9 protein-coding genes, 1 pseudogene and 1 riboswitch are annotated in these 10,586 nt (G+C 70.4%); of the genes and pseudogenes, 1 reads left to right on the plus strand and 9 read right to left on the minus strand.

Translation table 11 applies throughout. The features are described from left to right. Positions 1–51: 51 nt before the first annotated feature. The 9 genes from GT042_RS21545 to rpsB all read right to left on the minus strand — a co-directional run bounded on the left by GT042_RS21545 (position 52) and on the right by rpsB (position 10,121). Positions 52–1,137 (minus strand): ABC transporter ATP-binding protein, encoded by a 1,086-nt coding sequence (locus GT042_RS21545; protein ID WP_202533387.1) that lies wholly within the window; start codon positions 1,135–1,137, stop codon positions 52–54. Then, positions 1,137–2,747 carry an iron ABC transporter permease gene (locus tag GT042_RS21550; protein WP_161310371.1) on the minus strand — a complete coding sequence of 537 codons (1,611 nt, stop codon included), beginning with the start codon at positions 2,745–2,747 and terminating at the stop codon, positions 1,137–1,139. Before GT042_RS21550 ends, GT042_RS21545 begins: the two co-directional genes overlap by 1 nt. A 53-nt stretch (positions 2,748–2,800) precedes the next feature. After that, positions 2,801–3,901, minus strand: coding sequence for a thiamine ABC transporter substrate-binding protein (locus GT042_RS21555; protein WP_161310370.1), 1,101 nt, complete (start codon positions 3,899–3,901; stop codon positions 2,801–2,803). 100 nt (positions 3,902–4,001) lie between these two features. Next, positions 4,002–4,131, minus strand: a riboswitch (TPP riboswitch). Positions 4,132–4,195: 64 nt separating this feature from the next. Further along, complete coding sequence (gene rlmN, locus GT042_RS21560; RefSeq protein ID WP_161310364.1) at positions 4,196–5,308, minus strand: 23S rRNA (adenine(2503)-C(2))-methyltransferase RlmN; 1,113 nt, start codon at positions 5,306–5,308, stop codon at positions 4,196–4,198. Between the two features lie 170 nt (positions 5,309–5,478). Further along, entirely contained in the window at positions 5,479–6,549 is a 1,071-nt protein-coding gene (locus tag GT042_RS21565) for a phosphatidate cytidylyltransferase (protein WP_161310365.1), read from the minus strand. Beyond that, complete coding sequence (gene frr / locus GT042_RS21570; protein WP_161310366.1) at positions 6,549–7,106, minus strand: ribosome recycling factor; 558 nt, start codon at positions 7,104–7,106, stop codon at positions 6,549–6,551. The genes GT042_RS21565 and frr overlap by 1 nt, the downstream gene beginning before the upstream one ends. Before the next feature lie 157 nt (positions 7,107–7,263). Continuing rightward, the gene (gene pyrH, locus GT042_RS21575) at positions 7,264–8,061 is read right to left on the minus strand and encodes a UMP kinase (protein ID WP_161310367.1); all 798 of its coding nucleotides are present in this window, start codon (positions 8,059–8,061) and stop codon (positions 7,264–7,266) included. Between the two features lie 155 nt (positions 8,062–8,216). Beyond that, positions 8,217–9,071 (minus strand): translation elongation factor Ts, encoded by an 855-nt coding sequence (gene tsf / locus GT042_RS21580; RefSeq protein ID WP_161310368.1) that lies wholly within the window; start codon positions 9,069–9,071, stop codon positions 8,217–8,219. Positions 9,072–9,176: 105 nt separating this feature from the next. Next, positions 9,177–10,121, minus strand: a complete 945-nt coding sequence (gene rpsB / locus GT042_RS21585) for a 30S ribosomal protein S2 (RefSeq protein WP_161310369.1) — start codon at positions 10,119–10,121, stop codon at positions 9,177–9,179. Positions 10,122–10,398: 277 nt separating this feature from the next. Here rpsB and GT042_RS39285 point away from each other — a divergent pair. Further along, positions 10,399–10,586 (plus strand): annotated as a pseudogene (locus GT042_RS39285) (hypothetical protein); the annotation flags it as partial.

Consider the following 10,586-nt stretch of genomic DNA (forward strand, 5'->3'; position numbering starts at 1 on the left):
GCCACAAACGAAGCCCGTCCGGCGATTGAGGACATTAGTAAGCGCAACCGGTCACCGCACGGAGGAAAGCACCACCACCTCGTCCGCCACAAACGTCACCCCCACCTCACCGCCCTCCCAGGGCGCTTCGCGCAGATCGAACTCCGCCTCCAGCCGCGGCCCCGCCTCAGGCCGGAGCACAACCACCACCCGGCTCCCCCGGAACGTACGCGACTCCACCGCGCAGCGCAGCCCGGCAGCCGCCGGGTCGGGAGCGGGAGCGGGGGCCGGGGCCCGGGCCGGGGCCGGAGACAGGCGGACCCCACCCGGCCGCACCAGCAACGTCACCGCCCCCTGCGGGGACCCCGGCGGCACCGGGACCCGGCCCCAGGGCGTGTCCGCGACCCCGCCCACCACCGTCGCCGGCACCACGTTCTCAAAGCCCAGGAAACGGGCCACAAACGCGGACGCGGGCCGCTGCCAGACCTCCAGCGGCGTACCCGTCTGCGCGATACGGCCCTCGTGCATGACCACCACCCGGTCCGCGAGAGCGAACGCCTCCCCCTGGTCATGGGTGACCGCGAGCACCGTCGTGCCCAACCGCCCGAAGAGCGCCCGCAGTTCGACGACCAGTCGCTCCCGCAGGCTGCGGTCCAGCTGCCCCAGCGGCTCGTCCAGCATCAGCAGCCGGGGACGAGGCGCGAGCGCCCGCGCCAGCGCGACCCGCTGCTGCTCGCCGCCCGAGAGCAGGGAGACGGCCCGGCCACGGGCCCCCGGCAGGCCCACGAGGTCGAGCAACTCCTCCACGCGCCGGGCCTGTTCGTCCCGCGAAACCCCCCGCATCCGCAGCCCGAAGGCGACGTTGCCGCCCACGTCACGCTGCGGGAAGAGCTGGTGGTCCTGGAACATCAGGCCCACCCCCCGCCGGTGCACCGGCACCCCCGCCTGGTCCACGCCGTCCAGCGACACCCGTCCGCCGTCGACCTCCTGGAGCCCCGCGACCACCCGCAGCAGCGTCGACTTGCCGCTGCCGCTCGGCCCCAGCACACACACGATCTCGTGCTCGGCGATCTCCAGGTCGACCGCGTCGAGCGCCGTCCGGGGTGCCTTGCGGTCGCCGAACCGCACCGTCACCCCCGCGAGGCTGAGCAGCGTCATCAGAATTCCCCCGAGCGGTCGGTACGGATACGTTCGAGCACGAGCAGCGACACCGCGCACACGGCCATCAGGACGGTGCTCAGGGCCATCGCCTGCCCGTAGTTGAGCTCCCCGGGCCGGCCCAGCAGCCGCGCCACGGCCACCGGCAGCGTCGGCCGGTCGGGCCGGGCGATGAAGACCGTCGCACCGAACTCACCGAGCGAGACCGCGAAGGCGAACCCGGCCGCGACGAGCAACGCCCGCCGTACCAAGGGCAGATCGACCTCACGCCAGGCCCGCAGCGGCGAAGCGCCCAGCACGGCGGCCGCCTCGCGCAGCCGGCCGTCCACCGCCCGGAGCACGGGCAGCATGGTCCGTACGACAAAGGGCACCCCGACCAGCGCCTGGGCGAGCGGCACCAGGATCCAGGAGGCCCGCAGGTCCAGCGGCGGCTTGTCGAGGGTGATCAGGAATCCGAAGCCGACGGTCACCGCGGAGACGCCGAGCGGCAGCATCAGCAGGGCGTCGAACCCGCGGACGAGCCGGCCCGCGCGCCGGGTCAGCGCGGCGGCGGCCAGTCCGCCTACGACCAGCGCGATCGCCGTGGCGACCACCGCGTACTCCAGGGAGTTCCGTACGGCGTCCAGCGGCGGGACGAGGAAGGTGCCGCTCGGCCCCACGGACGTGAGCGCCCGGTAGAAGGTGGAGCCGTACCCGCCGGGGCCGTCGAAGGAGCGCTCGACCAGCACCCCGAGCGGCAGCAGGATCAGGACGAGAACCACGCCGAGGACGGAGACGAGCAGCGTCCACTGGCCCGGCCCCTTCGGGCGGCGCGCCGTCAGCGCGGGGTCGACCAGGCGCAGGGCGCTCTCCCGCCGCCGTACGGTCCAGGCGTGCAGCCCCAGGATCGCGCCGACGGCGGCGAACTGGACGAGGGTGAGCACGGCGGCCGTCGGCAGGTCGAGGAGTTGCGCGGTCTGCCGGTAGATCTCCACCTCCAGCGTGGAGTACGCGGGACCGCCGAGGATCTGCACGACGCCGAAGGAGGTGAAGGTGAAGAGGAAGACCATCAGGGCGGCGGCGGCAACGGCGGGCCCGAGGGCGGGCAGGGTCACCCGCCACCAGGCGGCGAGGCGGCTCGCGCCGAGCACCCGCGCGGCCTCCTCCTGGCGCGGGTCGAGCTGGGACCACAGGCCGCCGACGGTCCGTACGACCACCGCGTAGTTGAAGAAGACGTGCGCGAGGAGGATCGCCCAGACGGTGGTGTCGAGCCGGACGCCCCACAGTTCGTCGAGGAGCCCGCCGCGCCCGAGCAGGGCGAGGAAGGCCGTACCGACGACGACGGTCGGCAGGACGAACGGCACGGTGACGACGGCCCGGAGCAGTTGTCTGCCGGGGAAGTCGAAACGGGCGAAGACGTACGCGCCCGGCAGCGCGACGGCCAGGGTGAGCGCCGTGGAGGCGAGGGCCTGCCAGGTGGTGAACCACAGGACGTCGAGGATGTCGGGGCGGCTCAGCACGTCACCGACGCGGCCGAACTGCCAGACTCCGCCGGTCCGCAGCCCTCGGCCGACGATCGCGACGACCGGGTAGGCGAAGAAGACCGCGAAGAACACGACGGGCACGGCCATCAGGCCGAGCCGTACGGCGTGTGCCCGTACGGCCCGGCGGTCCGGCTCGCGGGCTACTTCACTACGAGTGAGGTCCACGTCTGGATCCACTGCTCCCGGTTGGCGGCGATCTTGTCGGGCGCCACCGTCTCCGGCTTCTCGACGGTCGCGCCGAACTCGGTGAACAGCGGGGGCAGCGGGACGGCCTCGACCACCGGGTTCACGAACATGTTCAGCGGCATGTCCGCCTGGAACCGGTCGCTGATCAGGAAGTCGAGCAGCGCCTTGCCGCCGGCCTCGTTCTTCGCCCCGCCCAGCAGGCCCGCGAACTCGATCTGCCGGAAGCAGGTGCCGGTGGCGACGCCGGTCGGCGCGACCTTGGGCTGCGGCTTCGCGTACAGCACCTCGACGGGCGGGCTGGAGGCGTACGAGACGACGAGCGGGCGGTCGCCGTGGGCCTTCTTGCCGCCGGCCGATCCGGAGAAGCTCTCGTTGTAGGCCTGCTCCCAGCTGTCCACCACCTGGACGCCGTTGGCCTTGAGCTTCTTCCAGTAGTCCTGCCAGCCGGAGTCGCCGGAGTGGGCGACCGTACCGAGCAGGAAGCCGAGGCCGGGCGAGGACGTCGCCACGTTCTCGGTGACGAGGAGGTTCTTGTACTGCGGCTTGACCAGGTCGTCGAAGCTCTGCGGGGGCGCGAGCTTCTTGTCCGCGAAGTACTTCTTGTCGTAGTTGACGCAGATGTCACCGGTGTCGATGGGGGTGACCCGGTACTTCGCCGCGTCCAGCCGGGTGTCGGTGGCGACCCGGTCGAGCCCCTTCGCCTGGTACGGCGTGAACAGGCCGTTGTCGAGGGCGCGGGAGAGCAGGGTGTTGTCCACGCCGAAGAAGACGTCGCCCTGCGGGGAGCCCTTGGTGAGGATCTCCTTGTTGAGCGCCTCGCCGGCGTCCCCGCTCTTGAGGACCTTGACGGTGTAGCCCGTCTCCTTGGTGAACGCCTTGAGCACGGCGGGCGAGGCGTTGAACGAGTCGTGGCTGACGAGGGTGACGGTCCTGGACTTCGTCCCGCCGTCGCCGCCGGACGACCCCGTGCTGTCGGACCCGCCGCAGGCGGCGAGGGTCGAGACCCCGAGCGCGGCGACGAGCGCGAGGCCCGCTGTCCTTCTGGCGTGGTTGATACGCACTGGTTTTCCTCCTGGGGACTCCAGGAGAAGACGCGGCCCTGCCCGGCGCCCGCCCGCGACGGACGCGGGCCGGGCGCCGGGCAGGGCGCAACAGCTTGAGTGATGTCCGAACTTCCTACCCAGAATGACCTGGGCAAGGTTCAGAGGGTCTGCGACCGGTGTCCGCTCGTCGAGCCGGATCCGTGTCGCACTCTCAGCGCTGTGGCGCTCCCCTGTCGGAATATGTGTCGTACGGAAAATCTGTTGTTCAGAGCCAGATTACACAGCGCCAGATTACACAGCCGGCCCTCAGCGTTCCGAAGCGGCCAGCTGTCCGCACGCTCCGTCGATCTCCTGGCCGCGGGTGTCGCGTACGGTCACCGGCACGCCGTGCCGCGCGATCGCCTCGACAAAGGCCTTCTCGTCCTCGGGGCGCGACGCCGTCCACTTGGAGCCCGGGGTCGGGTTGAGGGGGATGAGGTTGACGTGCACCCGCTTGCCCTTGAGCAGCCGTCCCAGCCGGTCGCCCCGCCACGCCTGGTCGTTGATGTCCCGGATCATGGCGTACTCGATGGAGATCCGCCGGCCGGACTTCGCCGCGTACTCCCACGCCGCGTCCAGCACCTCCGGCACCTTCCAGCGGGTGTTGACCGGTACGAGGGTGTCGCGCAGCTCGTCGTCGGGCGCGTGGAGCGACACCGCGAGGCGGCACTTGAAGCCCTCGTCGGCGAAGCGCAGCATCGCCGGGACCAGGCCGACCGTCGAGACGGTGATCCCGCGCTGCGAGATGCCGAGGCCGTCGGGCTCGGGGTCGGTGAGCCGGCGGATCGCGCCGATCACCCGGTTGTAGTTGGCGAGCGGCTCGCCCATCCCCATGAAGACGATGTTCGAGAGCCGCGCCGGACCGCCGGGCACCTCGCCGTCGCGCAGGGCGCGCATGCCGTCGACGATCTGGTGGACGATCTCGGCGGTGGACAGGTTGCGGTCGAGTCCTGCCTGGCCGGTCGCGCAGAAGGGGCAGTTCATCCCGCAGCCCGCCTGGGACGAGATGCACATGGTGACCCGGTCCGGGTAGCGCATGAGCACGGACTCGACAAGCGTGCCGTCGTGGAGGCGCCACAGGGTCTTACGGGTGGTGTCGTCGTCGCAGGAGATGTGCCGTACGACGGACATCAGGTCGGGCAGCAGCTCCGCCGCGAGCTTCTGCCGCGCGCCGGCGGGAATGTCGGTCCACTGCTCGGGGTCGTGCGCGTACCGCGCGAAGTAGTGCTGGGACAGCTGCTTCGCGCGGAAGGGCTTCTCGCCTGTCGCGGCGACGGCCTCACGGCGCTCGGCGGGGGTGAGGTCGGCGAGGTGCCGCGGCGGCTTCTTGGCTCCGCGGGGCGCGACGAAAGTGAGTTCTCCGGGGGTCGGCGGGGCCATGAACGCAAGTCTCCTCGGTGCGGCGAGGCCCGCTCCCCGGTGCCACGGGGAAGAGCGGCACCACGTTGCCGGTGCCGGGAGACCTCACGGGATCAGCCCCGCGCGGGGCGCGGGGACCAAAAGGGCTCGCCACCGGTGAGTGGCGAGCCCTTCAAGAGTACCGGTGCGGCTCACCCCGAGCCGACGAAGATCACCAACAGCAGCCAGACCACCGGGGCGGTGGGCAGCAGGGAGTCGAGCCGGTCCATGATGCCGCCGTGGCCCGGCAGCAGCGTCCCCATGTCCTTGATGCCGAGATCGCGCTTGATCATGGATTCGCCCAGGTCACCGAGGGTGGCACTGGCGGCGACCGCGATGCCGAGCAGCAGGCCCTGCCACCAGACGCCGTCGTCGATCATGAACTGCATGGAGAGCGCGCCCGCGACCATCGCGAAGAGGACCGCCCCGAGCAGCCCTTCCCTGGTCTTGCCCGGGCTGATGCGCGGCGCGAGCTTGTGGGTGCCGAAGCGCCAGCCGACGGCGTACGCGCCGGTGTCGCTGACCACCGTGAGCAGCAGGAACATCAGCACCCGCCGGGCGCCGTCGTCCGCGGTGAGCATCAGCGCGACGAACGTGGCCAGGAACGGGACGTAGAACGCGGCGAACACCCCGGCCGTGACGTCCCGCAGATATCCCTCGGGCTCCTCGGTCATCCGCCACACCAGGACGGCGAGCGCGGTCAGGGCCATCGCGACCCAGGCACCCTCGACCCCGCGCACGTACCCGGCGACGACCATGGCGGCGCCGCCGACGGCCAGCGGGACGAGCGGGGCCTTGATGTCCTTCTTCTCGCGGAGGCGGGAGGTCAGCTCCCACAGCCCGACCACGACGGCGACCGCGACGACCCCGACGAAGGCGGCCTTGACGATGAAGAGCGAGGCCACGACCACCGCACCGAGCCCGACGCCGACCCCTATGGCCGCACGCAGGTCACGGCCCGCCCGCTTCTTCGGCGGGGGTGGCGGGGGCGCGGACATGGGCTCCTGAGGGATCTGGTCACGGAACAGGGGGCCGCCCGGCCGCGCCGCCCCCCGGTCGTTGTCCTGGCCACCGCCGTGGGCGGGTCCGTCGGGCACGATGGGCATGGGCCGAGTCTGCTGTGCGGCAGGCTCATCGTAGGCGGGACCCGCCGGGCCGGCCCCCTGGTCGGGCTGTCCCCAGAGGTCGGCGGTCGGCGGGGAACCCCAGGAAGAGTCGTTCATCAGACTTCGAGCAGCTCGGCTTCCTTGTGCTTGAGCAGCTCGTCCACCTGCGACACGTACTTCGCGGTGGTGTCGTCGAGCTCCTTCTCGGCGCGGCGGCCCTCGTCCTCGCCGACCTCGCCGTCCTTCACGAGCTTCTCGATCGTCTCCTTGGCCTTGCGGCGCACGGCGCGGATCGAGACCTTCGAGTCCTCGGCCTTGGTCCTGGCGACCTTGATGTACTCCTTGCGGCGCTCCTGGGTCAGGTCGGGGAAGACCACCCGGATGATGTTGCCGTCGTTGCTCGGGTTGACCCCGAGGTCGGAGTCGCGGATCGCCTGCTCGATGTTGCGCAGCGCGCTCTTGTCGAACGGCGTCACGACGGCCATGCGCGGCTCGGGTACGGAGAACGACGCCAGCTGGTTGATCGGGGTCGTCGCACCGTAGTAGTCCGCCACGATCTTGTTGAACATCGCCGGGTGCGCCCGCCCTGTGCGGATCGCGGCGAAGTCGTCTTTGGCGACCAGGACGGCCTTCTCCATCTTCTCCTCGGCCTCGAGGAGGGTCTCTTCGATCACCACTTGCTCCTGCGTGTCTTGAGTGGGCCGGGCCTGCTACCGGTCCTGGCGGATCCTGCGTCGCGTCCTGCCCTGCACGGTGTCCGACCGTCAGGGCTTTGTCCATCCCCGTGCGGGGCCGTACGGATCAAGTGTCCCGCGGTGTGTCCCGCGCGACTCAGCTCCGGGTGCCCTGGTCGCTCACGAGCGTGCCGATCTTCTCACCCTTGACCGCGCGCGCGATATTGCCCTCGGTCAGCAATTCGAAGACGAGGATCGGCAGTTTGTTGTCCTGGCACAGCGTGATCGCGGTCATGTCGGCGACCCGGAGGTCCTTGGCGATGACTTCGCTGTACTCCAGCGCGTCGAACTTGACCGCGCTCGGGTTGGTCTTGGGGTCGGAGTCGTAGACCCCGTCCACCCCGTTCTTGCCCATCAGCAGCGCCTCGGCGTCGATCTCCAGGGCGCGCTGGGCGGCGGTGGTGTCGGTGGAGAAGTACGGCATGCCCATGCCCGCGCCGAAGATCACGACGCGGCCCTTCTCCAGGTGCCGTACGGCGCGCAGCGGGATGTACGGCTCCGCGACCTGGCCCATGGTGATGGCCGTCTGGACGCGGGAGTCGATGCCCTCCTTCTCCAGGAAGTCCTGGAGGGCCAGGCAGTTCATGACCGTACCGAGCATGCCCATGTAGTCGGAGCGGGCCCGGTCCATGCCGCGCTGCTGGAGTTCGGCGCCGCGGAAGAAGTTCCCGCCGCCGAGGACGATCGCGATCTGGGCGCCGTCCCGTACGACGGCCGCGATCTCACGGGCGATGGCGTGTACGACGTCGGGGTCGACGCCGAGGCCGCCCCCGCCGGCGAACGCCTCACCGGACAGCTTGAGCATGAAGCGGCCGGCGCCCTTGGCCGGGTCGCTGCGGCCCACTGTGTGGTCCTTGCCGTCGGCAGACTGGGTGGCGTCCGCGCCCTTGTTCATGGGGATCTCCTCGTACATACGACGAAGGCCATTGCCGGTGGGTATGTGTCCCGTGCGGCAATGGCCTCCTCGTCAGATCTGCGGTCGTCCGTCGCGTTCGCGTGTGACGACTCCGTAAGACCCTAGCGGGGTCCTGCGTCGAACGCGGTACGGACTCAGATGCCGACCTTGATGCGCGAGAAGCGCTTCAGGGTGACACCGGCCTCGTCCAGAACCTTCTGGACCGACTTCTTGTTGTCCTTCGCGAACGCCTGCTCCAGGACGACGACGTCCTTGAAGAAACCGTTGACGCGACCCTCGACGATCTTCGGGAGGGCGGCCTCGGGCTTGCCCTCCTCGCGGGAGGTGGCCTCGGCGACGCGGCGCTCGTTCTCGACGACGTCGGCGGGGACGTCCTCACGCGTGAGGTACTTCGGCGCGAAGGCGGCGATGTGCTGCGCGACGTCCTTGGCGGCCTCGGCGGCCGTGTCGTCCGACGCGGAGCCCTGGTCCAGCTCGACCAGGACGCCGACCTGCGGCGGGAGGTCGGGCATGGTGCGGTGCATGTACGCGGCCACGTAACCGCCGCTGAACTGCGCGAAGCGGTCCAGGACGATCTTCTCGCCGAGGTTGGCGTTGGCCTCGTCGACGAACGCCTGGACGGTCTTGCCGGCCTCGATCTCGGAGGCGAGCAGGGTGCCCAGGTCCGCCGGGACGGACGAGGCGACGAACGCGGCGAGCGCGTTGGCGACGTTGATGAACTTCTCGCTCTTCGCGACGAAGTCCGTCTCGCACTTCAGCTCGAGGAGCACGCCGGACGTCTTGTCCTCGGAGATGAGGGAGACGACGGCGCCGTTCTCGGCCGAACGGCCCTCGCGCTTGGCGACGCCCTTCTGACCCTTCACGCGGAGCAGCTCGACGGCCTTGTCCACGTTGCCGTCGGCCTCGTCCAGGGCCTTCTTACAGTCCATCATGCCGGCGCCGGTGAGCTCGCGGAGCTTCTTGACGTCAGCGGCGGTGTAGTTCGCCATGTCTGTGAATCTCTCTCGGAAGTCGAAGATCTACGGGTGGACGGCGGGGAGCCGGCGCCGGGGTACGGCACCAGCTCCCGCTGTCAGCAACCGAACCGGTGAAGGTCAGGCCTGCTCGTTGTCCGCAGCCGGGGCGGCAGCCTCGGGCTCGGCCGGGGCGGCGGCCTCGTCGACCTGCTCGGCGTCGGCGACCTTCTCCGTCTCGGCGGAGGTCTGGACACCGGCCTCGGCGGCGACGGCGTCGTCGGCGGGCTTCTCGGCGTCGTCCTTCTTCTCGCCCTCGAGGAGGTCGCGCTCCCACTCGGCGAGGGGCTCGCCGGCGGCCTTCTCGCCCGGCTTCGAGTCACCGGTGGCCACGCCGGAACGGGCGATGAGGCCCTCGGCGACGGCGTCGGCGATCACGCGGGTGAGCAGCGTGACGGAGCGGATCGCGTCGTCGTTGCCGGGGATCTTGTAGTCGACCTCGTCGGGGTCGCAGTTGGTGTCGAGGATCGCGACGACCGGGATGTGGAGCTTGCGCGCCTCACCGACGGCGATGTGCTCCTTCTTGGTGTCCACGATCCAGACGGCGCTGGGCACCTTCTGCATCTCGCGGATACCGCCGAGGGTCTTCTCCAGCTTGGCCTTCTCGCGGGAGAGGACGAGCAGCTCCTTCTTCGTGAGGCCGGAGGCCGCCACGTCGTCGAAGTCGATCTGCTCGAGCTCCTTGAGACGCTGGAGGCGCTTGTAGACGGTGGAGAAGTTGGTCAGCATGCCGCCGAGCCAGCGCTGGTTGACGTAGGGCATGCCCACGCGCGTCGCCTGCTCGGCGATCGCTTCCTGCGCCTGCTTCTTGGTGCCGACGAACATGACGGAGCCGCCGTGGGCGACGGTCTCCTTGACGAACTCGTAGGCGCGGTCGATGTACGACAGCGACTGGAGCAGGTCGATGATGTAGATGCCGTTGCGCTCCGTGAAGATGAATCGCTTCATCTTCGGGTTCCAACGACGGGTCTGGTGACCGAAGTGGACGCCGCTTTCCAGCAGCTCCCGCATCGTGACGACGGCCATGGCCGTACTCCTAGAGGCTCTCGGTTGTCGCACCCGCCGGACGGCGGATGCGCCTGACGCCCCGACGCGCTGTGCCACGGAGGACCGAGTAGCGCGGCCGGCGGCTCGAAGAGGCCGCTGGCGGGGCGTGCGAAGTCGACCCGGTGACCCGGATCGCCACATGAAGTGTACGGGACCCGCGCACTGCCGAGTGACGGCGATATCCACAACGGGGCCGCCGTCCACAGATCCGGACCATGATCGGCGCGGGCCGCGTGGTCCGGGCCAGTCTGGCCCCATGTTCTCCCCGCTCCGCACGCTTCTGCTGACACTGACCCTGCTCCTCACGCTCACGCCCGCCCGGGCCGCGGCGCCCCCTCCCGGTCCGCTCACCCTGCCGCGGGCCGGCGCGGTCTGGCCGGTGGCCCCGGCCTCCGTCCTGCGGTCCTGGGACCCACCGGCGTCGCTGTACGGCCCCGGCCACCG

The sequence above is a fragment of the Streptomyces sp. SID3212 genome, from assembly GCF_009865405.1.
Taxonomy (GTDB): Bacteria; Actinomycetota; Actinomycetes; order Streptomycetales; family Streptomycetaceae; genus Streptomyces.

What these genes read in the sequence shown, in the direction of transcription:
- GT042_RS21545 (WP_202533387.1), bottom strand. Translation starts at nt 1,137, where the DNA reads ATGACGCTGCTCAGCCTCGCGGGGGTGACGGTGCGGTTCGGCGACCGC.
- GT042_RS21550 (WP_161310371.1), bottom strand. Translation starts at nt 2,747, where the DNA reads ATGGCCGTGCCCGTCGTGTTCTTCGCGGTCTTCTTCGCCTACCCGGTC.
- rlmN (WP_161310364.1), bottom strand. Translation starts at nt 5,308, where the DNA reads ATGGCCCCGCCGACCCCCGGAGAACTCACTTTCGTCGCGCCCCGCGGA.
- GT042_RS21565 (WP_161310365.1), bottom strand. Translation starts at nt 6,549, where the DNA reads ATGAACGACTCTTCCTGGGGTTCCCCGCCGACCGCCGACCTCTGGGGA.
- pyrH (WP_161310367.1), bottom strand. Translation starts at nt 8,061, where the DNA reads ATGAACAAGGGCGCGGACGCCACCCAGTCTGCCGACGGCAAGGACCAC.
- tsf (WP_161310368.1), bottom strand. Translation starts at nt 9,071, where the DNA reads ATGGCGAACTACACCGCCGCTGACGTCAAGAAGCTCCGCGAGCTCACC.
- rpsB (WP_161310369.1), bottom strand. Translation starts at nt 10,121, where the DNA reads ATGGCCGTCGTCACGATGCGGGAGCTGCTGGAAAGCGGCGTCCACTTC.